The sequence below is a fragment of the Olsenella phocaeensis genome (assembly GCF_900120385.1).
GTDB classification, from domain to species: Bacteria; Actinomycetota; Coriobacteriia; order Coriobacteriales; family Atopobiaceae; genus Olsenella_I; species Olsenella_I phocaeensis.
In genome coordinates, this window is record NZ_LT635494.1 from 151,409 (window position 1) to 176,102 (window position 24,694).

Sequence of the window (24,694 nt, forward strand, 5' to 3'; positions counted from 1 at the left end):
GGCTCTCGGGCGAATTGCACGGCATCCCGAGCGGTCCCATAAATAACTTAATGCGCAGGAAACCATCGGACGTCTTGCAACTGATATAACCAACTGCATCGAGACGTCTGCCGCCGCCCTGCGGCGCGTTCAGAGAGGATTGCCATGAACAGCCTTAGCAGAAGGTCCTTCCTTGCCCTCGCGTTGGGGGGCTGCTCCTCGTTCACCCTTTCTGCCTGCGGAAACGCCGCCGCTCCCTCTGTGGGGGGCTACAAGGTCGGCGTGCTGCAGCTCACCGAGCACGCCGCGCTCGACGCGGCCAACGCCGGCTTCGTCCGCGCGCTCGACGAGTCCGGACTGAGCTACACGATCGACCAGCAGAACGCCCAGAACGACCAGTCGGCCTGCCAGACCATCGCCTCCAAGCTGGTCAACGACGGGGACGACCTCATCCTCGCCATCGGCACGCCGGCTGCGCAGGCGGTCGCAGGCGCCACCGACCAGATTCCCGTCATCGGTACGGCCATCACCGACTTCGCGGCCTCCGGTCTCGTCGCCTCCAACGACGCCCCGGGCGGCAACGTAACGGGCAGCTCCGACCTCACGCCGGTCGAGGACCAGTTCGACCTCCTGGTCAAGCTCATCCCCTCCGCCAAGAAGGTCGGCCTGCTCTACTGCACCGCCGAGTCGAACTCCGACGTCCAGGTCGCGCTCGCCGAGGCTGCCGCCTCCGCCCGCGGCCTAGAGGCCGTCCGCTTCTCGGTCTCGAGCTCCAACGAGATCCAGCAGGTCGTCGAGTCGATGGTGGGCAAGGTGGACGTCGCCTACGCGCCGACCGACAACACGATCGCCGCAGGCATGTCCACGGTCTCGATGGTGGCGATCGAGCACAAGCTCCCGGTCATCGTGGGCGAGCAGGGCATGGTCGACAACGGCGGCCTTGCCACCTATGGCGTCAACTACGACCAGCTGGGCTACAAGGCTGGCCAGATGGCCGTCAAGGTCCTGAAGGGCGAGGCCAAGCCTGCCGAGATGCCCATCGAGTACCTCGCTGCGGAGGACTGCACCCTTGCGACCAACCAGGCCACGGCCGACGCCATCGGGGTCGACCTCTCCGTGCTGGGCGCCTAGGCGCGGGTCGCGTCTCGTCCCGGGATGGGACGACAGTTTCTGACGTTCGTCGTGTGCCCCGGGGCGACCCGGGGCACATCGCAGGTTTGGGGGTAGCATGCTGTCAGCTCTAACGGGTGCCGTCTCTCAGGGAATCCTCTGGGGCGTCATGGTGCTCGGACTCTTCGTCACCTACAAGATGCTCGACATCGCGGACCTGACGGTCGACGGCAGCTTCGCCCTGGGCGGCTGCGTCGCGGCGGTCGCCTCCGTCTCGCTGGGGCTCGACCCGCTGGTCGCGATCCTACTGGGCATGCTTGCCGGCGTGGTCGCGGGCCTGGTGACGGGGCTTCTCCACACTGTGTTCGACATCCCCGCCATCCTGGCCGGGATCCTGACCCAGATCGCCCTCTGGTCGGTCAACCTGCGCGTCATGGGCAAGTCGAACACCCCGCTCCTCAACGTGGACACCGTCTTCACGCGCATCTCCGCGCTGACGGGCCTCAACCAGGCCGCCTCGGCCATGGTCGTGGGGCTCGTGGTGGCAGCGGCTCTGGTGGCGGCCATGTACTGGTTCTTCGGCACCGAGATTGGCTCCGCCCTGCGCGCCACGGGCAACAACGAGGACATGTGCCGCGCCCTGGGCATCGACGTGCGCGTCACCAAGCTCATAGCGCTTGCCCTCTCCAACGGCCTGGTGGGCCTCTCGGGCGCCCTCATCTGCCAGAGCCAGAAGTACGCCGACATCGGCATGGGCACGGGCGCCATCGTGATCGGACTCGCCGCCATCGTCATCGGCGAGGTCCTGGGCCGGCTCACCCCCGGCAAGCTCCAGGCCTTCGGCAGCCGTCTCACCTCGGCGGTCGTGGGCTCCGTCGTCTACTTCCTCATCAGGGCCATCGTGCTCCAGATGGGCCTCGACGCCAACGACATGAAGCTCCTCTCGGCCGTGATCGTCGCCCTTGCCCTGGTGGTACCCACCGTCGTCGAGCGCCAGCGGCAGAGGCGTTCCTACTCGAAGGGAGGCGAGCGCTGATGCTGCGCCTCACCAACGTCAGCAAGACCTTCAACAAGGGCACCGTCAACGAGAAGCTCGCCCTCGTCGGCGTGGATCTCCACCTCGAGCCCGGCGACTTCGTCACCGTGATCGGCGGAAACGGGGCGGGCAAGTCGACCCTGCTCAACGCCATAGCCGGCGTCTTCCCGCCCGACTCGGGCGTCATACAGATCGACGGGGCCGACGTGAGCCTGCTCTCCGAGCACCAGCGCGCCCGCTACCTGGGGCGCGTCTTCCAGGACCCCATGCGCGGCACCGCGGCCGACATGCAGATCGACGAGAACCTGGCTCTGGCCCGCCGCCGCGGCGAGGGCAGGGGACTGTCCTGGGGCATCGGGAAGGCCGAGCGCGCCGAGTACGCGGAGCGACTGGCCTCGCTCGACCTGGGCCTCGAGGACCGCCTGAGCTCCAAAGTCGGCCTGCTCTCGGGCGGGCAGCGCCAGGCGCTCACCTTGCTCATGGCCACGCTCAAGAAGCCCAAGCTCCTGCTTTTGGACGAGCACACGGCGGCACTGGACCCCAAGACCGCCAAGAAGGTCCTTGAGCTCACGGCCCAGGTCGTCGAGAGGGACTCCCTCACCACCCTCATGATCACGCACAACATGAACGACGCCATCCGCCTGGGCAGCCGCCTGATCATGATGCACGAGGGCCACGTGATCTACGACGTGAGCGGCGAGGAGAAGCGCGCGCTCAAGGTCCACGACCTGCTCCTCAAGTTCGAGGAGGCAAGCGGCGGCGAGCTCGCCAACGACCGCATGCTCCTGAGCTAGCCGCGCGCCGGCGGACGGGGGGTCTCATGAGGAAGATGGGCATCGTTCTGGCGACGGGCGAGGCAGGCATGCGCCACTTCACGGACGTGCTCGGGGAGGAGCTGGGCGAGACCGCCGCGCAGGTCGAGCGCTCGTCCGTGGATGCCGCTCTGACGAACGCCCTCGCCGGCGAGGGCGACAGGGAGGGCCTGGTCGCGCTCCTCGCCCCTGCGGTCGAGTCGCTCGAGCATCGTGGCTGCGAGCTCGTTGCGATCGTGGGGACCGACGCGCACCTCGTCCTCCGCGAGTTGCGGGGTACGACCAGCGTGCGGCTGCTGAGCGTGGTCGAGGCCAGCTGGAGGAGAATCGTCGCAGCGCGGTATGTGCGCGTACTTCTCCTTGGCACGTCCACCACCATGCGCGAGAAGTTCTTCAAGTCGCCCATCGCGGCGAGCCACGTTCCGGTGTTCACGCCCAACGACGAGGACAAGGAGTGGGTCGACGCCGTGATCGGGCGCGTGTCCGGGGGAGAGGAACCCTCAGCGGACGACCTGGCACGTTTTGACGAGCTCGTGGGCGAGGCGGTCGAGCATGGCGCCCAGGCCATCGTGATGGCCGCGCCGGAGCTCCTCGCGCTCGCGCGGGGTCGAGAGCTTGCGCTCCCGGTGGCCGACNTCGCGGGCCTGGTGACGGGGCTTCTCCACACTGTGTTCGACATCCCCGCCATCCTGGCCGGGATCCTGACCCAGATCGCCCTCTGGTCGGTCAACCTGCGCGTCATGGGCAAGTCGAACACCCCGCTCCTCAACGTGGACACCGTCTTCACGCGCATCTCCGCGCTGACGGGCCTCAACCAGGCCGCCTCGGCCATGGTCGTGGGGCTCGTGGTGGCAGCGGCTCTGGTGGCGGCCATGTACTGGTTCTTCGGCACCGAGATTGGCTCCGCCCTGCGCGCCACGGGCAACAACGAGGACATGTGCCGCGCCCTGGGCATCGACGTGCGCGTCACCAAGCTCATAGCGCTTGCCCTCTCCAACGGCCTGGTGGGCCTCTCGGGCGCCCTCATCTGCCAGAGCCAGAAGTACGCCGACATCGGCATGGGCACGGGCGCCATCGTGATCGGACTCGCCGCCATCGTCATCGGCGAGGTCCTGGGCCGGCTCACCCCCGGCAAGCTCCAGGCCTTCGGCAGCCGTCTCACCTCGGCGGTCGTGGGCTCCGTCGTCTACTTCCTCATCAGGGCCATCGTGCTCCAGATGGGCCTCGACGCCAACGACATGAAGCTCCTCTCGGCCGTGATCGTCGCCCTTGCCCTGGTGGTACCCACCGTCGTCGAGCGCCAGCGGCAGAGGCGTTCCTACTCGAAGGGAGGCGAGCGCTGATGCTGCGCCTCACCAACGTCAGCAAGACCTTCAACAAGGGCACCGTCAACGAGAAGCTCGCCCTCGTCGGCGTGGATCTCCACCTCGAGCCCGGCGACTTCGTCACCGTGATCGGCGGAAACGGGGCGGGCAAGTCGACCCTGCTCAACGCCATAGCCGGCGTCTTCCCGCCCGACTCGGGCGTCATACAGATCGACGGGGCCGACGTGAGCCTGCTCTCCGAGCACCAGCGCGCCCGCTACCTGGGGCGCGTCTTCCAGGACCCCATGCGCGGCACCGCGGCCGACATGCAGATCGACGAGAACCTGGCTCTGGCCCGCCGCCGCGGCGAGGGCAGGGGACTGTCCTGGGGCATCGGGAAGGCCGAGCGCGCCGAGTACGCGGAGCGACTGGCCTCGCTCGACCTGGGCCTCGAGGACCGCCTGAGCTCCAAAGTCGGCCTGCTCTCGGGCGGGCAGCGCCAGGCGCTCACCTTGCTCATGGCCACGCTCAAGAAGCCCAAGCTCCTGCTTTTGGACGAGCACACGGCGGCACTGGACCCCAAGACCGCCAAGAAGGTCCTTGAGCTCACGGCCCAGGTCGTCGAGAGGGACTCCCTCACCACCCTCATGATCACGCACAACATGAACGACGCCATCCGCCTGGGCAGCCGCCTGATCATGATGCACGAGGGCCACGTGATCTACGACGTGAGCGGCGAGGAGAAGCGCGCGCTCAAGGTCCACGACCTGCTCCTCAAGTTCGAGGAGGCAAGCGGCGGCGAGCTCGCCAACGACCGCATGCTCCTGAGCTAGCCGCGCGCCGGCGGACGGGGGGTCTCATGAGGAAGATGGGCATCGTTCTGGCGACGGGCGAGGCAGGCATGCGCCACTTCACGGACGTGCTCGGGGAGGAGCTGGGCGAGACCGCCGCGCAGGTCGAGCGCTCGTCCGTGGATGCCGCTCTGACGAACGCCCTCGCCGGCGAGGGCGACAGGGAGGGCCTGGTCGCGCTCCTCGCCCCTGCGGTCGAGTCGCTCGAGCATCGTGGCTGCGAGCTCGTTGCGATCGTGGGGACCGACGCGCACCTCGTCCTCCGCGAGTTGCGGGGTACGACCAGCGTGCGGCTGCTGAGCGTGGTCGAGGCCAGCTGGAGGAGAATCGTCGCAGCGCGGTATGTGCGCGTACTTCTCCTTGGCACGTCCACCACCATGCGCGAGAAGTTCTTCAAGTCGCCCATCGCGGCGAGCCACGTTCCGGTGTTCACGCCCAACGACGAGGACAAGGAGTGGGTCGACGCCGTGATCGGGCGCGTGTCCGGGGGAGAGGAACCCTCAGCGGACGACCTGGCACGTTTTGACGAGCTCGTGGGCGAGGCGGTCGAGCATGGCGCCCAGGCCATCGTGATGGCCGCGCCGGAGCTCCTCGCGCTCGCGCGGGGTCGAGAGCTTGCGCTCCCGGTGGCCGACGCCCTGGGGGCTCAGGCCCAGGCGCTCGTGGACGAGGCTAGAGCCAGGTAGCGCGTGCGCCGCGAGGCTAATCCAGGAACTTGTCCAGCTCCCTGTCGAGCAGGGCGTTGCGTCTGACGTGGGGGTGCCGTACGAGGATGCCGCGTGCCATGACCATGTCGACCTCGCGAAGCGCCTTGAGGTCCTCGAGGGGGTTCCGCGCACAGACGACGAGGTCGGCGTCCTTTCCCTCCTCGACGGAGCCCGTCACCCTGTCGATGCCCGCGAGCCGGGCGTTGCCGAGGGTTGCGGTATGCAGGGCGAGCGCATTGCTTGCGCCCACGTACTTGTGGAAGTAGACGAGTTCGCGCCAGAAGTCGTACTGGGCGATCCAGGGGCAGCCCACGTCGTTGCCGAGCGCCACGGGCACCCCGGCGGCAAGTGCCGCCTTCGAGCACTCCCTGATGCCATCGAAGACGACCTTGCCGTTGAACTGGGCCATCTCGGAGGCGCCTGAGACGCTTCTGTCGAAGAGCGCATAGGGGAGGGCGGGGGAGAGCGTGGTCACCAGGAAGGAACCCCTCTCGGCGAAGAGGGCCATGGTGTCCTCGTCCGGCCTGGCGCCGTGCTCGATCGAGTCGACGCCGCCCTCGAGTGCGGCGCGGACGCCCTCGGGAGACTCCACGTGCGCCGCCACGATGCGACCGCGCGCGTGCGCCCGGTCGCAGCAGGCACGCACCATCTCTGGAGGCATCTTCATCTCGCCGGGCTCTCCCTTGGCCCGTGCGTCCATGACCCCGCCGGTAATCATGAGCTTGACGAGGTCCGCGTTCTGGTCGCAGGCGGCATCGACCGCGGCCAGGGCCTCTTCGACGGTCGTCGCCGCGACGGCGACCGATCCGGCCATGTGCCCTCCCGGCACTGAGACCGCCTCGTTGGCGGCGAGGATGCGCGGTCCGATCCTCCTGCCTGCGGCGATCTCGTCCCTCACGCGCGTGTCGAGGTCGCGCAGGCCGCCAACGGTGCGCACGGTGGTCACGCCGCCCATGAGTGCGGCCTTGGCGAACCCGGCCACCATGAGGTGGGCGACGGCCGCGCCGACAGGAGTGGCAAAGATGGCGTCCACCGTCTTCTTGGGGTCCTTGCCACCCGACTTCGGGCTGCCGTTGCCCGCGAGGTGGACGTGCATGTTTATCAGGCCGGGCAGCAGGAATCTGCCCCCGAGGTCGACCACGCGGTATCCGGAGGGGGCCGTGCCCGCATCGACGGACTCGATGCGTCCGTCCGCGACGAGTACGCAGCGTCCCTCCTGGGGTTGAGCCTCGAGCGTTCCGTCGATCACGGTGGCATTGGCAAATGCGTATCTCATGGCCCCTCCTCGAAGTCAGCGCTGCCATCGTAGACCTTCCAAGTTTCGATGGGCTAGGAGGCGGGGTTCTTGTGCCAGATACTTTTCCCTTTGCCTGCATTGCAGCAGGATGGCGCGCCTCCTTCCCTGTGACGCATGCTTCGGGGTGGAGTAAGCTCTCCTCGATGTGAATTGGGTCCTGGGGGAGGCACATGGAGGACAAGGAAGTCACCGCGCGCAAGAAGGAGCTTCGCAAGCGGCTCAGGCAGGCGCGCAAGGACCTTGGCTCCGAGGCGCGAGAGCGTGCCGATGCCGGCATCGCCTCCCGCGTCCTCTCTCTGTCCGAGTGGCAACGCTCCCAGATCGTCCTCGCCTACCTTTCGGTAGGCGAGGAGGTGGACACACGCGGGCTCGTACGTCAGGCGTGGTTGGCTGGCAAGGTCGTTGCCATCCCCCGCGTGGTGCCCCACACTCGTCTCATGGAGTGGTATCGCATCGACGACTTCGACCGCCTCGAGCGCAGCTCCTTTGGCGTGGAGGAGCCCCTTGCGGAGCCAGATCGCCTTCTGGACGTCGCGCGCGAGGCAGAGGCGGGCGGGAGCATCCTCGCCGTCGTGCCTGGCTTGACCTTCGACGGCCATGGCTTCCGCATGGGGTACGGGGGCGGCTTCTATGACACGCTGCTTGCCGATTTTCCTGGCACTTCCGTCGGCATATGTCGCGAGGCGCAGCTTACCGATAACCTGGCAGCCATGGGCGTGGTGGGGGAGCATGACCTGGGCGTCGACGTGGTAGTGACGGAGCGGCGCACCATCGAAACGTCCGAGAGCCCCTGGTCCAATTGGGTGCGAGAGAAGGAGGGCCAGGCATGACCATGGAGAAGACAACGGCGGCACATGGTGGCGCGCGGCGGGCCGAGGAGGGCGCAACGCTGCGGCCCATCCTCATAGTGGAAGATGACAGCGCCCTCGCGGGTCAGGTAGCAGACCTGCTGGGGCGGTATCGCTACCAGTGCCGCGTGGCGGACTCGTTCGATGACATAGACGCCCAGGCCCGTGCCCTCGACCCCTCCCTCGTCCTGCTCGACGTGAGCCTGCCCCGCTACGACGGATTCTTCTGGTGTCGTCGCATCCGCGAGACATCGCACGTCCCCATCGTCATGGTCTCGGCTCGTGATGCCGCGTCCGACCAGGTGCGTGGCATGGAGGCGGGAGCTGACGACTACGTGACGAAGCCCTTCGACCTCGACGTGCTGCTCGCCAAGGTGCAGGCGCAGATGCGCCGCAACTATGGGGAGCTCGCACCTGCCACAACGGAGCTCGAGTCCCTCGCTTGCGACGGGCTCGTCTTTTTCCCGGGACTCCTCAGGGCGGAGTACCAGGGCTCAACGATCGAGCTCACCGCCACGGAGGCAAGTCTCCTTGGATGCCTGATGAGGGCATATCCAAAGACGGCTGCGCGTGGAGACCTGTACATGGCCGCGTGGGACGGGGAGGGCTTCGTGGAGCCCAACACCCTGAATGTCAACATCCGCCGGCTTCGCGATCGCTTCTCCAGTGCGGGCATTCTCGCCCAGATCAAGGTGGTGCGCACCGTTGGCTATCGTCTCTACATGGGCGGAAGGCCATGAGGCTCTTCCTCAGGGATCATCTGGACGTCATGGCCCTCTTCCTCCTCGAGTCCGTTGCCATAGCCCTTGCCTTTCACTTTGGCCGAGGCTTCGAGACGGCCGCAGGCATCGCCTACTTCCTCTTCGTGGCGGCATTCGTGCTGGCGGTGTTCCTTGTCGTGCGATTCGCGCGCAAGCGGGCGTTCTACGAAAGCCTGGAAGATGACGTCGAGACCATGGAACAGCTGGTGGGGCGCCATAGCGGCGACCCCGTCACCGAAGCGTACGTCACACGCAGGCGTGATGCCTACCGCAGCTACCAGCGCCAGCTGAACGAGCGAGACGACGAGATGCTGCGCTGGCGGACGCATGTCATGCAGTGGGTGCACCAGATGAAGACGCCCGTGAGCGTCCTGCGCCTCATGGTTCAGAAGGACCCCGGGCATATGGACTCGTTCGGTGCGCTCTGCGAGCTCGATCGCATGCAGGGGCAGCTCGACCTCATCCTGAGTCTCGTGCGCATGGAGCGCATGCAGGCCGACCTCACCATCGAGGATCTGTCCCTCAAAGAGGTGGTAGAGGCCGTTATTGACAAAGAGAGGCGCCTCTTTGCGCAGAGGGAGGTCTTCCCCACTGTAGGCATCGACGCAAGCCTGCGCATGCGCACCGACAGGAAATGGCTCGCGTTCGTCATCGAGCAGATACTGCATAACGCCGTGAAGTATTCGGACGCGGGGTCGTCGATCGAGGTCGGCGCGGGGGAGTCGGACGGAAGCGTGGAGCTCAGCTTTGTCGATCACGGCATTGGCATCCGCCCGCGCGACCTGCCGCGCATCTTTGACCTCTACTTCACGGGGAGCAACGGACGCGATCACGACCAGTCGTCAGGCGTCGGACTGTACGTGGTGAAGCGCGCGCTCGACGAGCTTGGGCACGAAATAGAGGTGAGGTCTGAGGTTGGGCATGGAACCCGAGTGGACATAGTTTTCTAGCGTCGCCCCCGACTCGCGCCCATCATCCCCCTTGTGCAAAAGTGACAGGGGCTGTCATCTTTCGTCACTCCACTCGATAGCGCCCCTCACGTGCCGTTTCGTATTCTGCTTGCAGCGAATCGGAAAGGAGAACCTCATGGCGATTCTCACCATCGAGCACGCGAGCAAGATATACGGAACCGGAGTTCAGGTGCGTGCCGTGAACGACCTGTCCATGAAGATGGAGGAGGGCGAGTTCGTAGCGATCATGGGGGCGTCGGGATCGGGAAAGTCCACGCTCCTCAACCTCATCTCGGGCATCCTCCCGCTCAGCTCGGGAGAAATTCGCATCGACGGGCGCGACATCTCCCACCTGGGCGAGCCCGAGGCGGCCGAGTTCCGCCGCAACGAGCTCGGCTTCGTCTTCCAGGACTTCAACCTGGTGGACACGCTCACCATCCGCGAGAACATCATGCTCCCACTCATGTTGCGCCACGTCCCGCCTGCACGCATGAACGCCGCAGCCGAGAGCATTGCCGCGAGCCTTGGCATCGGCAAGATCCTCGACAAACGGACGCATGAGGTGTCGGGAGGTCAGGCGCAGCGTGCCGCCATCGCCCGCGCCATCATCCACAGCCCACGCCTCCTTCTTGCCGACGAGCCCACGGGCAACCTCGACTCGGCGGCAGCCGAGGGCGTCATGCGCATCTTTGCCGACCTCAATGCGCGTCGGGGCACCTCCACCATCATCGTCACGCATGACGCCAAGACCGCAAGCTTCTGCACGCGCGCCATCTTCATCAAGGACGGTTGCATCCTGGAGGAGCTGTACCGCGAGGGAGACGGGCTGGCGTTCTACGACGAGATCCTGAACGTGCTCAAGTTCATGGGGGCGAAGTAGGATGAGCTTCTTCAGGTTTGCCCTCAACAACGTCATGCGCGACAAGGAGAGCTACGTCGCGTTCTGGCTGAGCAGCGTGTTCTCGATCGTGGTCTTCTTCGTCTTCTCCGCCAACATGAACCATCCGCAGCTTGCGCAGAGCGAGAGCGTGCAGGACATCATGCGCCTCGCCATCGCCTTCATCGCCGTGTACTCCCTGGGGTTCCTGGGGCTTTCGCTCAGCGCCTTCCTGAAGCGCAAGCGGCGCCTGTACGGAGCCCTCCTCACCATGGGCATGACGAGGCGCCAGGTCGCCCTCTCGATCGTGCTCGAAAGCCTCCTGATTGGCGTGAGCGCCATCGCCGCAGGACTCGTCATCGGGCTTGTCTTCGGGCATCTCATGGTCATGCTCATGGCCCGCATCATCCATGTCGCCGACATCGCATACCAGTTCCCGTCCGCGTCCATCGTGCAGACTGTCGTCACGTTCTCCGTCATATTCCTGGTGGCGAGCGCAGCGCAGGCGCGCGGGATATGCAGGCGTCCCATCGTCGACCTGCTTGCCGCCAAGGTCGACGAGAGCCGCGAGATGCGCTTCTCGAAGCCCCTGGCCGTCCTGGGCATCGTCCTGCTCGCCTGCGGCTGCGGCACCTGCCTGTTCGGCGTCATCCCGTCCGTGCGAACGTTCGTGGAGTCCCACGACGCGCTCGTCGACGTCATACCCTGGCTCATCATCGCGTCCACGCTCGCCGGACTCTTCCTCGCGTACCGCCAGTTCTCGTTCCTCGTGATCTCGCGCGTCGCGCGGTCGCGCTATTACCTGAGGGAGGGAAACGCCATCTGGGTCTCCGGGCTCAGGGACCGCCTCAAGGGGTCGGTCACGACGATGTTCGTGTCGACCCTCATGCTCACGATGTCGTTCAGCGCCATCGTCGTGTCCCTCGCCCTCGTCACGACGGTCCGCGCCGACATCACCAGGGACATCCCCTTCGGAATCGGGTACTTCTCGTATGGCGACAACGCGCGGGAGTCGTCAGACGTCAGCGAGATCGAGGCCGAGCTCGCCAGCCATGGCGTGGCGTACGCGAAGGACTCCTACGGCATGCTGCAGACCGAGAAGACCATCTTCGGGAACAAGTTCGTTGCCCAGAGCTCATACGAGAGGCAGTCGGGTAGGACGCTCTCGATCGAAGACGGACAGGCGGTTGACGTCTCCGGCGCGGCCGAGCCAGAAAGCTCGGTGGAGGTGCCAGGCGGCCGGGTGCTGGAGGTCGTCGGCACGTCCACACCCATACTGGACACCGCCAAGCGCAGCGGCAGTTACGTGGTGAGCGATGCGGACTGGCAGATGCTGCAGGACACGGGCAGCCTTGTGGACGTGAGGGTCTTCACGTTTGACGTGGATGACGATGCCCAAGCCCAGGAGGTGCGTACCGCCTGCGAGCGCATACGCAGCACGATAGGCGTGGGCCTCGGGGACGGGAACGACTTCCTCTTCATTCCTCGCATAGAGACCATCTTCCTGCAGGAGTACTCGTACGAGATGTACACCTACATCTCGCTCATGCTGGCCGTCATCTTCATAGTGGCTTCCATCAGCCTCGTCTACTTCCGGCTGCTCTCCGACGTGCGCGAGAGCCTGCCCGTCATGCGCAACCTGAACCGCATGGGGCTGTCCCTGGCACAGGTGCTGCGCATCCAGAGGCGCCAGCTGCAGCTGCTCTTCTCCCTGCCCATTGGGTTCGCAGTCGTGCTGACGGGCTTTGCGATGGCGTTCCTCATCAGCATGGACGTAGCGAGCGCACATGTCTACGTGCGCATGGCTGTGACCATGGTTCCCCTGCTCGCGCTGGAGACCCTGCTCTTTGCAGCGCTGGACACCCGCTTCAGCGGACAGGTGAAGTCCTTCGTCCGTCCGCGGGACTAGTTGACTCAACCCTCGAAAAGGTCAACTCGCGCTCGCTTGAGCGGTAGGCACCAGCGCCAGAGAATGGACCCGCACGGAAGAGGGGAGCCATCCTGAAGAGGGGAGCCATCATGCAGAACACAAGCGCGACCAACATCGGGGCCACCATCGCGCGGGCACGCCATGCCGAGGGGCTCACGCAGGAGCAGCTCGCGGACCTCCTTGGCGTGACGAAGGCTGCCGTAAGCAAGTGGGAGCTTGGGCTCAGCCTGCCCGACGTGGCGCTGCTGCCGAGCATAGCGGCACAGTTTGGGATGTCGCTTGACGAGCTGTTCGATTGGGACTCCCAGCTGGACGAAGGCCAGGTCAGGGAGACGGCGGCGAGAATTGCCCTGCGCGCCAACGACGACCCCGAGGGTGCCTACGCAGAGATCAGGTCGGTGACGGCAGAGCACCCCTTCTGCCTGCTTTGGCTACTCCAGGCAGCAATGTTCTACCTTGGTCGGAGCGCGGCGGATCCCACGCGAGCCGACGAGCTGAGGGATAACGCCTTCGACTGCCTCGACCGTGTCGAGGCTCGCTCCGAGGACGCGAGGCAACTCGCCCTGGCGCGCTTCATCAGGGCGGGGTTCCTCCGCAGGCAAGATGACAGGTTGGGGGAGGCGATCGCCCTGCTTGAAGGCATCGTTGGGGCAACGCCCATAGGAACCTCCTCGGTGCTCGCCTCTCTGTACGAGCAGTGCGGGCGAGCGGAGGACGCCGCATCTCTTCGTGAACGCGAGCTGTTCTCGAGCCTCGGTGGGGTCATGGGGGGCATCTGCGCCCAGCTGCTGGCCCATCCATCCAAGGCGCAGGCGGATGCGCTGCTCAAGGCTGGGAACGCCCTCGTGTCGGGCTTTGAGCTGGAGGAGCACCTGCCCGAGACCGCCCTTACCTTCTGGGCCGGGGCAGCGGCGGCTTCGGCCCAGCTTGAGGAGGCGACGGAGGCAGCATCCTATCTCGCCAGGTTCGCAGGCCTGGCGGAGAAGGTCATCTGCGCGGCGGAGCAAGGTGAGAGGTTCCCTGCCGGTCCCCTCTTCGAGCACGTCTTCGCCCCCGGCAACGCGGCGGACATGGTGCGACCCCCGGCATCAATGGTGAGGAAGGGCCTTCTTTCCATGGTCGAGGGCCGCGGCGAATGGAGCTTGGTCGCACAGGATTCCAAGGTCGCGAGAGCCCTTGCCCGCATAAGGCAACTCTAGCAAGCGCGACGGGCGCCGCACGCACAGAGCACTCGTACGCGCGGCCTGCTCCACCCAGGGCGCCCTGTTATCCTTGCGGGCAGCCGCCCGGGGGCATTGCCATCGGCGAAGCCCAATGCGTGCCGGAACACGCCATCGTATGGGTGATTCTGCCTATTGCCCCCACGCGCCGAAGCTTGGGTGTGTGGCTCGGGCATTCCGTTCAATATGATTGTCATTGTCGTACCACCTGCGGGCGGCTGGTTTCATCGGCGCAAAATGACCAACCCTGGCGCAGGAGTTCTTGCCAAAATGGCGTGGGGAGCCGGGGCACGTTCCCTAGCATGTGTCCCGTGAGTCCAAAGGCGAGCGTTGCGTCCGGAGAAGGGGAGTAAGCGATGGCAAAGTCAGACATCGAGATCGCACAGGAGGCCGAGATTCGGCCCATTGGCGAGATTGCCGAGAAGCTGGGCCTCACCGACGACGAGCTCATCCCCTACGGCCACCACATGGCCAAGGTGGACGTCACCAAGATGGCCGACAAGCCCAAGAAGGCCAAGCTCGTCCTCGTGACCGCCATCAATCCCACGCCCGCCGGCGAGGGCAAGACCACCACCTCCGTCGGACTGGCCGACGCCATGAACGCCCTCGGTCACAAGACGGTGCTCGCTCTGCGCGAGCCCTCTCTGGGGCCGGTTTTCGGTGTCAAGGGTGGTGCGGCAGGTGGCGGATACGCCCAGGTCATTCCCATGGAGAACATCAACCTCCACTTCACCGGCGACTTCCATGCCATCGAGAACGCCAACAACCTGCTGGCCGCCATGCTCGACAACCACATCAAGCAGGGCAACGAGCTGGTCATCGACCCGCGCCGCATCGTGTGGAAGCGCGCGATGGACATGAACGACCGCCAGCTGCGCAAGATCGTGGACGGCCTGGGCGGCGTGGCCAACGGCATGCCGCGCGAGGACGGCTTCGACATCACCGTGGCCTCCGAGGTCATGGCCATCTTCTGCCTGGCCACCGACCTCATGGACCTCAAGGCGCGCCTGGGGCGCGTCGTGGTGGCCTACACCTTTGACCGCAAGCCCGTCACCGCACACGACCTCAAGGCGGAAGGCGCCATGACGGCGCTGCTCAAGGACGCCATCTCGCCCAACCTGGTGCAGACCCTCGAGCACAACCCCGCCTTCGTGCATGGCGGCCCGTTCGCCAACATCGCCCACGGCTGCAACTCCGTCTCCGCCACCACCACGGCCATGAGGCTCGGCGACTACGTGGTGACCGAGGCGGGCTTCGGGGCCGACCTGGGTGCCGAGAAGTTCTGCGACATCAAGTGCCGCCTCGCGGGTCTCACGCCCGATGCCTGCGTGGTGGTCGCCACGGTGCGCGCGCTCAAGCACCACGGCGGCGTGGCCAAGGCAGACCTCAACAACGAGAACCTCGAAGCCCTCGAGGCGGGCCTGCCCAACCTCCTGCAGCACGTGGACAACATGAAGAACGTCTATGGCCTGCCCGTCGTGGTGGCCATCAACGCGTTCCCCACCGACACCAAGGACGAGCTCGACCTCGTCGAAGCCAAGTGCAGGGAGCTGGGCGTGAACGTGGCCCTCTCCGAGGTGTGGGCCAAGGGAGGCGAGGGCGGACGTGCTCTGGCCGAGGAGGTCGTGCGCCTCTGCGACGAGCCCTCGAACTTCCGGTTCAGCTACGAGCTGGGCGGCATCAGGGAGTCCATCGAGGCCATCGCGAGGCGCGTGTATCGCGCCGACGGGGTCGACTTCACCACTTCTGCCGAGAAGCAGATAACGCAGCTCGAGGACCAAGGCTTCACCAACATGCCGGTGTGCATGGCCAAGACGCAGTACTCCTTCTCTGACGATGCGGCCAAGCTCGGCGCACCCGAGGGCTTCCGCATCACCGTGCGCAGCGTGAAGGTCTCTGCCGGCGCGGGCTTCGTCGTGGCGCTCACCGGCGACATCATGACCATGCCTGGGCTGCCCAAGCGGCCCGCGGCGGAGGGAATCGACGTCACCGAGGACGGCCGCATCGTGGGCCTCTTCTAGAGCGTCGCCTTCGCCGTCCGCGCGGAGCGCGCGCTGTGGGAACATCGACGGGGTCAAGCAAAAGCATCCTGGGTGCCGGGAGCCCCTGCCCCGGTGCCCAGGCGTCGTTTGGAGCAAACATGGAAGACCGCCTAGTGCAGAGGAGCTGCGAGGACTTCTCGCACGACCTCGCGGCCAGGGTGTCGAGTCCCGCAGGCGGCGCGGCCGTCGCTTACGTCGCCTCCCTGGGTGCCGCCCTGGGCTCCATGGCAGCAGAGTTCACCCTGGGCAAGTCTCGCTACGCCGATGTGGAGGGGGAGGTCAGGGAGGCCCTGGACGAGCTCGGGCGGATCCGTCTGAGGCTCGTCGAGCTCGTGGACGAGGACGCCCGTTCGCTCGAGCCTCTGACCCGAGCCTACGCCCTGCCCGCGGGCGACCCCCGAAGGCCCGCCGCCCTCGAGGAGGCGGGCCGAGGCGCCTGCGAGGTCCCCCTCGAGCTCATGGGACTCGTCGCCCGGGCGATCCCGCAGCTGGAGCTCCTGGGCGAGAAGGGATCGCGGCTGCTCGTCTCGGACGTGGGCTGCGCCGCGGCGCTCTGCGGGGCGTCGCTCTCGGCGGCAAGCCTGAACGTCTACGTGAACACGCGCTCGCTCGTGCGGCGCGACGTGGCGGATGGGCTCGACGCCCGCTGCGATGCGCTCCTGGCGCAGTGGGAGCCAAGGGCCGAGGCGCTGCTGCGCGCGGTCACGCGCGCCTTGAGGGAGAGGGGCTAGCATGTCCAGGGAACTGAGGGGTGCCCCCGTCGCCGCAGCCATCGCCGAGGGGCTGCGCCGGCGCGTGGATGCCCTCGCCGAAGCCGGGAGGCCACCCGTGCTGGCGGTCCTTCGCGTGGGGGAGAGGCCCGACGACCTCAGCTACGAGCGCGGCCTCCAGAAGAGGGCGGACGCGCTCGGCATCGGCCTGAGGAGGGTCCTGCCGCCCGAGGGCTGCGGCCAGGGGGAGCTAGAGGCGGCCATTCGCTCCGTCAACGAGGACGACGAGGTCTCCGGCTGCCTCATGTTCCGTCCGCTTCCCGCGGGGCTCGACGGGGAGGCTGCCTGCACCCTGCTCGCTCCTGGGAAAGACGTGGACGGCGTCACGCCTCTCTCGCTTGCCAAGGTCTTCTCGGGCAGGGGACGTGGCTTCGCGCCCTGCACGGCGGAGGCGGCCCTGCGCCTCCTCGACCACTACGGCATCGGGCTCTCGGGCAGGCGCGTGACCGTCGTGGGGCGCTCGCTGGTCGTGGGACGTCCGCTGGCGCTGCTGCTGCAGGCGCGTGACGCTACCGTGACGCTCTGCCACAGCAGGACCCGTGACCTCGCCGCCGCATGCCGCGGGGCCGAGGTCCTCGTCGTCGCCACGGGCAGGCCCCGCATGGTCGGCGCGGACTTCGTCACTCCCGGCCAGGTGGTGGTGGACGTGGGCATAAACTGGGACGGCGAGGCGGGCAGGCTTGTGGGCGACGTCGACTTCGACGCGGTGGCGCCCCTCGTCTCTGCCATCACGCCGGTCCCGGGCGGGATCGGCTCCATAACGACGGCCGTGCTCATGGAGCACGTGGTGAGTGCGGCCGAGCTGCGGCACTGATTCAGACGTTGACGGTGCATGGCGCCGCGCCCGCGCGCGGCCGGAGGGAAGGCAGGTGCATGGAACGGGACGAGGCCCAGGTGGCGCATGGGATAGACAGGCCGCGGGTGGAGGCGGCGATGAGGGAGTTCCTTCTCGCCATAGGGGAGGACCCCGACCGCGAGGGGCTCAGGGGCACCCCCGACCGCGTGGCGCGCGCCTGCGAGGAGCTGTTCGGGGGGCTCTCGGACGACCCTGCCCGCCACCTGCGCAAGCAGTTCCAGGAGGACCACAACCAGGAGATGGTCATCGTCCGGGACATCCCCTTCCACTCGATGTGCGAGCATCACCTCCTGCCCTTCATCGGCAAGGCGCACGTTGCCTACATCCCGCGCGCAGGTCGCATCACCGGGCTCTCAAAGATCGCCCGCTGCGTGGCGGGCTATGCGGCCCGTCCCCAGCTGCAGGAGCGTCTCACGGCCGAGGTGGCCGATGCCTTCGTGACCGAGCTCGACCCCCTTGGCGTGATGGTGGTCATCGAGGCGGAGCATACCTGCATGACCATGCGCGGAATTCGCGCGGCAGGCTCCCTCACGGTGACCTCGGCGGTGCGCGGTTGCTTCAAGAATGACGTGAAGACGCGTGAGGAGGCCCTGCGCCTCCTGGGCGTGAGCAACTAGGGCGCAGCACGCTGCAGTATCTGACGAGAGGGGCATCCCGTTGGCAGGCGGACGGCGTGATGCCCAAGAGCTGAAAGGCCCGCATCACATGAGCTACAAGATTCCGTTCGAGGTACCTGACTGGGACTTCGACGGGGCCATGGGGCGGCTTCACGCCACCCTGCGCCTCGGCATCAGCCCCATGCTCGAGAGCGTGGAGGACATGCTCGCGGAGCTCGGGAACCCCGACCTTCGCTTCCGCAGCCTGCAGGTCGCGGGCACGAACGGCAAGACGTCCACCTCCCGCTACGCGGCGGCGATCCTGCGCGGGGAGGGGCTCAAGGTGGGCCTCTACACCTCGCCCGAGCTCGTGAGCTACACCGAGCGCATAGATGTGGGCGGAGCCCCCATATCCGAGCGCGACTTCGCCCAGGCGATCGCCGCCGCGGCGGAGGCCGGACGACGCGTCAACGCCGCCCGGGAGGCCTCGGGCGAGCGTCCCTACGACATCACCGAGTTCGACCTGCTCACCGTGGGCGCCTGCGTCGCCTTCGCGCTTCTGGGGGCGGAGGTCGTGGTGCTCGAGTGCGGTATGGGCGGCCGCTGGGACGCCACCACGGCTGTGGGCTCCATCGAGTCCGTCGCCGTGACGGGGGTGGGCCTCGACCACACCCGCATCCTGGGTGACACCCTCGAGAAGATCGCGGGCGAGAAGGCCGCCATCATCCGTTCCGGAAGGAGCTGCGTCTTGGGCGTGGGCACCGCCACCCCGGCGAGCGTCGAGGACGTCTTCCTCCGGCGCTGCGCCGACGAGGGTGTGGCACCGACGCTCCTCAGGCCCGCCAGGCTCGAGGACGCGGTGGGGGAGCTCCACCCCGGACTGCCGCGCACCCACGGGGACCTTCCCCATGCCAGCTACGAGGTCCTGCGGCGACCGGGGCGCATAGGCGGATCCCTGGTGTTCGACGTCACGACCCCGCGCTCGCGCTACCGCGAGCTCTCGGCCCTGAAGCCCGTCTACCAGGCCGCCAACGTGGCCTGTGCCGTGGTGCTCTGCGAGGACTTTCTGGGACGCGGGCTCAATCCCGAGGCGCTCTTCGAGTCCGTGGTCTGCTGCCCCACGCCCGGCCGCTTTGACGTGGTGCGCGCCGACCCCGTGGGACTCATCGACGCCTGCCACAACCCGCAGTCCGTGGGGGTGTTCCTCTCGGCCGTGAGGGAGGTGGCTCCCGAGGTGGCGACGAGGCCCACCCTGCTCTGCGCCGTCCTGGCGGACAAGGACGTGGATGGGATCGTCGGCCTGCTTGCCCCGGAGTTCCCCCGCGTGGTCGTCACGCAGACGTCCTCGCCGCGCGCCCTGGCGGCGCACGAGCTTGCCGAGCGCTTCCGCGCCCATGCCGCAGAGCCGGTGGGGGAGTATGCGAGCTGCGGAGAGGCGCTGGCCGCCCTGGTGGGAGAGGCCTTCGTCGCCTGTGGTTCCATCACGCTTGCGGGAGAGGTCGCGGCCGCCCTGCGCTAGCCATCTGCTACAATTGCCCGAGCTACCCAAATGGGTCATGGCGCGAGCATGTCCGTCCGCGTGGCGCCGTCCTATGACAGCAAAGGAGCACAGCCTTAATGTCAGACCTACTTGACCAGCTCATCACCCCTGAGGTGCGCATGGTGCTCTACCTCATGGTCGCCTGCGTCGTCATGCTCTATATCCTCTCCATCGTCTACGTCATCCGCGACGCCCAGCGGCGCGGTGCCGAGCCCTGGTGGCTCTGGGCGATCATCTCGGTGATCCCCATCGTGGGCCTTCTCGCCTACGTGATCCTGCGCCCCAGCAGCTACCTGGTCGACCGCGAGGAGCAGGACCTGGACATCGCCCTGCGCGAGCACCAGCTCTCGCACTACGGCATCTGTCCCAAGTGCGGAGCTCCCATCGACCGCGACTTCGTGGTCTGCCCCATCTGCAACACGCAGGTGCGCAACGTCTGCCCCACCTGCCACCGCCCGCTCAATGCGGACTGGAAGGTCTGCCCCTACTGCCGTACCCGCATCCAGTAGCCCTAAGGCCAACGTAGTTCCGACGCCAGGCGCCTCCGTCACCGCGACGGGGGCGCCTGACTTGTGCGCGACGGACCTCTGACGTCGTGCGGCCCGCTTCGTTACGCATGCGTTTCGATGGGCGGGAAGGTACGTGACGTCGTTCTCGCGCGCCCCACCCCGGGGAATAAGGTCCCGAGAAAAGCCGCCGTTCCGATGCGGCGCAGAAAGGAAGCGCATGTACCTAGAGAACATCCATTCGCCCCAGGACGTGAAGGCCCTCGCGAGCGACCAGCTGCCGGTCCTCGCACAGGAGATCAGGGACGCGCTACTGAGGCGCGCCGCGGCGCACGGTGGGCACTTCGGCCCCAACTTCGGCTTCGTCGAGGCGACGATCGCCCTGCACTACGTGTTCGACTCGCCTCGCGACCACTTCGTCTTCGACGTCTCGCACCAGACCTACCCGCACAAGATGCTCACAGGGCGCGTCGACGCCTACCTCGACCCCGCGCGCTACGACGAGGTCAGCGGCTACAGCAACCCCGCCGAGTCGGACCACGACCTCTTCGAGGTCGGCCACACCTCGACCTCCATCAGCCTGGCACTGGGGCTGGCCAAGGCCCGCGACCTCGCCGGGAGGCACGAGAACGTCGTCGCGGTCATAGGCGACGGGTCCCTCAGCGGGGGAGAGGCCCTCGAGGGCCTGGACGTCGCCGGCGAGCTGGGCAGCAACTTCGTCATCGTCTTCAACGACAACCAGATGTCCATCGCCGAGAACCACGGCGGCATGTACGCGGGCCTCGCCCGCCTGCGCGAGACGGGGGGCAAGGCGGAGGACAACCTCTTCCGGGCCATGGGCCTCGACTACCGCTACGTGGCGGACGGCAACGACTGCGCGGCCCTCGTCGCCGCCTTCGAGGAGGTCCGCGACATCGACCATCCCGTGGTGGTCCACGTCAACACCCTGAAGGGCAAGGGCTACGCCCCCGCCGAGCAGGACCCCGAGCCCTGGCACTACAACGCCCCCTTCGACCTCGCCACGGGGCGTCCCCTCCGCCAGGGCTCCGGCGAGGGCTACGGCTCCATCACGGCGCGCTACCTGCTCGAGCGCGCCAAGTCGGACCGCGACCTCCTCGTGCTCGCCGCCGCAGTGCCCGGCACCCTGGGCCTCGGGCCCTCCCAGCGCGCGGACCTCGGCGAGCACTACCTGGACGTCGGCATCGCCGAGGAGACTGCCGTCGCCCTGGCCTCCGGAGCGGCGAAGGCAGGGGCGCACGTCGTCTTCGGCACGCAGGCGACCTTCCTGCAGCGCGTCTACGACCAGCTCTCGCAGGACCTCTCCATCAACCACAACCCTGCGACCATCGTGGGTGCCAACGCCTCGGTCTGGGGCATGAGCGACGTGACCCACGCCGCCTTCTACTCCATCCCCATGGTGGCCAACATCCCCGGCATCACCTACCTCGCCCCCACCAACGTGGAGGAGTACCTCTCCATGCTCGGGTGGTCGCTCGACCAGGAGGAGGGCCCGGTCTACATCGCCCTTCCCGCCGGTCCCGTGCGGCACGCGCCCGAGGGCGCCGTCCAGCGCGACGACTACTCCCAGACCCGCTGGGAGCACGCGCGCGTGGGCAAGAGGGTCGCGATCCTCGCGTTGGGGGACTTCTTCGGCCTGGGAGAGCGGGCGGCGGACCTCCTCGCCGAGCACGGGGTGGAGGCCACGCTGGTCAACCCCCTCTTCGCCTCCGGTCTCGACGAGGGCGCCCTGGACAAGATCGCCCGCACGCACGAGCTCGTCGTGACCCTCGAGGACGGCTCGGTGGACGGCGGCTTCGGCCAGTGCGTGGCGGGTCGGCTCGCGGCCGACCCCTCCACGAGGGTCCTGGTCCGCGGCTTCGCGAAGGCCTTCTACGACCGCTACGACGCGGACGAGCTCCTGCGCGAGGCGCGGCTCGCCCCCGAGCAGGTCTGCGAGGACGTTCTGGCCCAGCTGGGGGCATAGCCACCGCGCGGGGCGGGCGAGAGGGGCGTGCGTGCGCGGTCGCGGATGGCTCCTCTCGCCCGCGTCGTCCATGTGGCCTCCTTGGGGCGATGGGTTCCAAGTGCGCTGTCTGGGCTGACCGGAGGCCCAGGATGTGGTAAACCTTTGCCCTGTAGCCAAACGGAGGTTTCCCAGCATGCTCTCTTGCGACAGGCCAGCGTCTGCCAGCTCCACCCGAACTCCGACTATCTAGGCGTCTGTCCCTTCACGGCAGCGAGCTGCCTGTGGCAGGCGCCTCAACCGCTCGGCCCCAGAGGGAGGTCGGGCGTTTTTTCTTGTACCGACGAGCATGGCAAGCGACCAGCTGCAAGGAAAGGTTTTACAACTATGAAGGCACTCTTCAACGACGGCCGCGTGGACGAGGTCCCCGAGGACGAGGAGCTCCACGTCATCCGCCACTCTGCCGCGCACATCATGGCGCAGGCCATCAAGCGCCTGTACCCCGAGGCCGACTTCGCCTACGGTCCCGCCACTGAGAACGGCTTCTACTACGACATCGACCTGCCCGGGGGCCAGAAGATCACCGACGAGGACCTTCCCGCCATCGAGGCCGAGATGCGCAAGGTGGCCAAGGAGAACCTCAAGTTCGAGACCTACGAGCTCCCCCGTGCCGAGGCCATCGAGCACATGAGGGAGAGGGGGGAGAAGTACAAGGTCGAGCACATCGGCGACCTCCCCGAGGACGCGCGCATCACCTTCTACAGGCAGGGCGAGTACGTCGACATGTGCGTGGGGCCCCACCTCATGTACACCAAGGCCCTCAAGGCCTTCAAGCTCACCGGCGTGTCGGGCGCCTACTGGAAGGGCGACAGCTCCAACAAGATGCTCACCCGCGTGAGCGGCACCGCCTTCCGCAGCAAGGACGAGCTCGCGGCCTGGGAGCACATGCTCGAGGAGGCCGAGAAGCGCGACCACCGCAAGATAGGCCGCGAGATGGACCTCTTCATGATGAGCGACGCGGGTCCGGGATTTCCCTTCTGGCTCCCCAACGGCATGCGCGTCAAGAACGCCCTCATGCAGTACTGGCAGGAGATGCAGGACGCCTACGGCTACGAGCAGGTGCAGACGCCCATCATCCTCTCGCGCAAGCTCTGGGAGACCTCGGGCCACTGGGACCACTACAAAGAGAACATGTACACCACCCTCATCGACGATGAGGACTACGCGGTGAAGCCCATGAACTGCCCGGGTGCCTGCCTGATCTACAAGAGCCGTCCGCGCTCCTACCGCGACCTGCCCCTCAAGCTCGCCGAGGCCGGGCTCGACCACCGTCACGAGCTCAAGGGCGCCCTGCACGGCCTCTTCCGCGTGCGCGAGTTCACCCAGGACGACGCCCACCTCTTCATCCGTCCCGACCAGATCACCGAGCAGGTGACGGACACGGCGCACCTGATCACCACCTACTACGCTCAGTTCGGCTTCCCCTACCGCGTCGAGCTCTCCACCCGCCCGGAGGACTCCATGGGCTCCGACGAGGACTGGGAGCAGGCAGAGGCGGGCCTCAAGGAGGCGCTCGACTCCATGGGCGTCGAGTACACGCTCAACGAGGGCGACGGCGCCTTCTATGGCCCCAAGATTGACTTCCACCTGCAGGACTGCCTGGGCCGCACCTGGCAGTGCGGCACCATCCAGCTCGACTTCCAGCTCCCCCAGAACTTCGAGCTCGAGTACACTGCCCCCGACGGCAGCAAGCAGCGCCCCATCATGATCCACCGCGCCGGCTTCGGATCCTTCGAGCGCTTCACCGGCATGCTCATCGAGCAGTACGCCGGCAAGTTCCCCACCTGGCTGAGCCCCTGCCAGGTCAAGGTCCTTCCCGTGTCCGAGAAGGCCCGCGACTACGCCAAGGAGGTCGGCGAGAGGCTGCGCGCCGCCGGCATCCGCGTCAAGGTGGACGAGCGCGACGAGAAGATCGGCTACAAGATTCGTGAGGCGCGCTCCATCGACCGCGTGCCCTACATGCTCATCCTGGGCGAGAAGGAAGCTGAGGCGGGCAACATCAGCGTCCGCGACCGCTCCAACGAGACCCACCAGACGAGCCTCGAGGAGTTCGTTGCCAGCGTGACGGCAGAGATCGCCGAACGTCGCGGCTAGGCGTGGGGGGCCGTCCTCAGAGCGAGGTCGAGAGGGGGTTCTCCCAGAGGGTCGGGGCACGGCGCACGCGCGTCGTGCGCGCCGGCTCCCGGGAGGGGCTCCTCTCGCGTCTGTGCCTGCCCGGGGACGCCCTCGTGGTGCCGACCCTCGGAGGCATGCCCGTGGGGGTGCCGGACCTGCGCGTCCTCGCTCCCGAGGCGCGGGGGCAGGGCAGGGCGGTCGTGGCCGACAACACGCTCGCGAGCTCCTTTGGCGCGGCGCCGCTCAGGCGTGGTGCGCACCTGGCGGTGGAGCTCCTCGACCCCGTCCTGGGAGAGGGCGCGGGTCTGGCCGCGGTGAGCCTCTCGCGCGACTCGCGGCGCGTCGCGGGACTGGACGAGGCTGTGGACGCGCTCGACGGCGCGAGTGCGGGGGAGCTCGAGGCGCTCGTGGCGGCGCTTCCTGCTTTCGACCTGCGCCGACGTGCCGCGAACGACGAGGCGATGGTCGTCGCCTGCTACCTGCGCTGCCATCCCGCCGTCTCGGGGCTGCGCTATCCCGGGCTTCCCGATGACCCAGACCACGAGGCTGCGGCGGCATTGCTCT

General features: G+C 67.2%; 21 protein-coding genes and 1 pseudogene. 21 read left to right on the forward strand and 1 reads right to left on the reverse strand.

The annotated features are described in order from the left end of the window. Nucleotides 1-144 precede the first annotated feature (144 nt). From BQ7388_RS00645 to BQ7388_RS00670, 6 genes are all read left to right on the forward strand, one after another. Nucleotides 145-1,110, forward strand: a complete 966-nt coding sequence (locus tag BQ7388_RS00645) for an ABC transporter substrate-binding protein (protein ID WP_072499529.1) — start codon at nt 145-147, stop codon at nt 1,108-1,110. Between the two features lie 97 nt (nt 1,111-1,207). Next, a complete protein-coding gene (locus tag BQ7388_RS00650; RefSeq protein ID WP_072499530.1) occupies nt 1,208-2,125 on the forward strand; it encodes an ABC transporter permease in 918 nt (305 codons plus the stop codon). Next, nucleotides 2,125-2,919, forward strand: a complete 795-nt coding sequence (locus BQ7388_RS00655; protein ID WP_072499531.1) for an ABC transporter ATP-binding protein — start codon at nt 2,125-2,127, stop codon at nt 2,917-2,919. The genes BQ7388_RS00650 and BQ7388_RS00655 overlap by 1 nt, the downstream gene beginning before the upstream one ends. Before the next feature lie 68 nt (nt 2,920-2,987). Then, nucleotides 2,988-4,280 (forward strand): ABC transporter permease subunit, encoded by a 1,293-nt coding sequence (locus tag BQ7388_RS13410; protein WP_407668487.1) that lies wholly within the window; start codon nt 2,988-2,990, stop codon nt 4,278-4,280. Beyond that, nucleotides 4,280-5,074: an ABC transporter ATP-binding protein gene (locus BQ7388_RS00665; protein ID WP_072499531.1), complete on the forward strand. Its 795-nt coding sequence runs from the start codon at nt 4,280-4,282 to the stop codon at nt 5,072-5,074. Before BQ7388_RS13410 ends, BQ7388_RS00665 begins: the two co-directional genes overlap by 1 nt. A gap of 26 nt (nt 5,075-5,100) precedes the next feature. Then, entirely contained in the window at nt 5,101-5,778 is a 678-nt protein-coding gene (locus BQ7388_RS00670; RefSeq protein WP_072499532.1) for an aspartate/glutamate racemase family protein, read from the forward strand. 16 nt (nt 5,779-5,794) lie between these two features. On the opposite strand, the gene BQ7388_RS00675 is transcribed toward BQ7388_RS00670, so the two are convergent. Then, nucleotides 5,795-7,075, reverse strand: a complete 1,281-nt coding sequence (locus BQ7388_RS00675; protein ID WP_062531318.1) for an amidohydrolase family protein — start codon at nt 7,073-7,075, stop codon at nt 5,795-5,797. Between the two features lie 191 nt (nt 7,076-7,266). Here BQ7388_RS00675 and BQ7388_RS00680 point away from each other — a divergent pair, with 191 nt between their 5' ends. The 15 genes and pseudogenes from BQ7388_RS00680 to BQ7388_RS13570 all read left to right on the forward strand — a co-directional run. Continuing rightward, nucleotides 7,267-7,926 (forward strand): 5-formyltetrahydrofolate cyclo-ligase, encoded by a 660-nt coding sequence (locus tag BQ7388_RS00680; protein ID WP_072499533.1) that lies wholly within the window; start codon nt 7,267-7,269, stop codon nt 7,924-7,926. Beyond that, nucleotides 7,923-8,684: a response regulator transcription factor gene (locus BQ7388_RS00685; RefSeq protein WP_083558151.1), complete on the forward strand. Its 762-nt coding sequence runs from the start codon at nt 7,923-7,925 to the stop codon at nt 8,682-8,684. Before BQ7388_RS00680 ends, BQ7388_RS00685 begins: the two co-directional genes overlap by 4 nt. Further along, a complete protein-coding gene (locus tag BQ7388_RS00690; RefSeq protein WP_072499534.1) occupies nt 8,681-9,655 on the forward strand; it encodes a sensor histidine kinase in 975 nt (324 codons plus the stop codon). The genes BQ7388_RS00685 and BQ7388_RS00690 overlap by 4 nt, the downstream gene beginning before the upstream one ends. Before the next feature lie 136 nt (nt 9,656-9,791). After that, on the forward strand, nt 9,792-10,535 hold the full coding sequence (locus BQ7388_RS00695; RefSeq protein ID WP_009279083.1) for an ABC transporter ATP-binding protein: 744 nt from the start codon (nt 9,792-9,794) through the stop codon (nt 10,533-10,535). 1 nt (nt 10,536) lies between these two features. Then, the gene (locus tag BQ7388_RS00700) at nt 10,537-12,441 is read left to right on the forward strand and encodes an ABC transporter permease (protein ID WP_072499535.1); all 1,905 of its coding nucleotides are present in this window, start codon (nt 10,537-10,539) and stop codon (nt 12,439-12,441) included. 110 nt (nt 12,442-12,551) lie between these two features. Next, nucleotides 12,552-13,661 carry a helix-turn-helix domain-containing protein gene (locus BQ7388_RS00705; protein ID WP_072499536.1) on the forward strand — a complete coding sequence of 370 codons (1,110 nt, stop codon included), beginning with the start codon at nt 12,552-12,554 and terminating at the stop codon, nt 13,659-13,661. A 377-nt stretch (nt 13,662-14,038) separates the two neighbouring features. Further along, nucleotides 14,039-15,703: a formate--tetrahydrofolate ligase gene (locus tag BQ7388_RS00710; RefSeq protein WP_072499537.1), complete on the forward strand. Its 1,665-nt coding sequence runs from the start codon at nt 14,039-14,041 to the stop codon at nt 15,701-15,703. Between the two features lie 119 nt (nt 15,704-15,822). After that, the gene (locus BQ7388_RS00715; protein WP_072499538.1) at nt 15,823-16,455 is read left to right on the forward strand and encodes a cyclodeaminase/cyclohydrolase family protein; all 633 of its coding nucleotides are present in this window, start codon (nt 15,823-15,825) and stop codon (nt 16,453-16,455) included. Nucleotide 16,456: 1 nt separating this feature from the next. Continuing rightward, a complete protein-coding gene (locus tag BQ7388_RS00720) occupies nt 16,457-17,308 on the forward strand; it encodes a bifunctional 5,10-methylenetetrahydrofolate dehydrogenase/5,10-methenyltetrahydrofolate cyclohydrolase (protein WP_009279088.1) in 852 nt (283 codons plus the stop codon). A 59-nt stretch (nt 17,309-17,367) separates the two neighbouring features. Further along, nucleotides 17,368-17,967, forward strand: a complete 600-nt coding sequence (gene folE / locus BQ7388_RS00725) for a GTP cyclohydrolase I FolE (RefSeq protein ID WP_072499539.1) — start codon at nt 17,368-17,370, stop codon at nt 17,965-17,967. An 88-nt stretch (nt 17,968-18,055) separates the two neighbouring features. Next, complete coding sequence (locus BQ7388_RS00730) at nt 18,056-19,465, forward strand: bifunctional folylpolyglutamate synthase/dihydrofolate synthase (RefSeq protein ID WP_072499540.1); 1,410 nt, start codon at nt 18,056-18,058, stop codon at nt 19,463-19,465. A gap of 98 nt (nt 19,466-19,563) precedes the next feature. Next, nucleotides 19,564-19,995 (forward strand): double zinc ribbon domain-containing protein, encoded by a 432-nt coding sequence (locus tag BQ7388_RS00735; protein ID WP_009279091.1) that lies wholly within the window; start codon nt 19,564-19,566, stop codon nt 19,993-19,995. Nucleotides 19,996-20,212: 217 nt separating this feature from the next. After that, complete coding sequence (locus BQ7388_RS00740) at nt 20,213-21,976, forward strand: 1-deoxy-D-xylulose-5-phosphate synthase (RefSeq protein WP_072499541.1); 1,764 nt, start codon at nt 20,213-20,215, stop codon at nt 21,974-21,976. 366 nt (nt 21,977-22,342) lie between these two features. Further along, entirely contained in the window at nt 22,343-24,109 is a 1,767-nt protein-coding gene (thrS, locus tag BQ7388_RS00745) for a threonine--tRNA ligase (RefSeq protein ID WP_072499542.1), read from the forward strand. 155 nt (nt 24,110-24,264) lie between these two features. Beyond that, nucleotides 24,265-24,675, forward strand: a pseudogene (locus BQ7388_RS13570) (PLP-dependent transferase); the annotation flags it as partial. Nucleotides 24,676-24,694 lie beyond the last annotated feature (19 nt).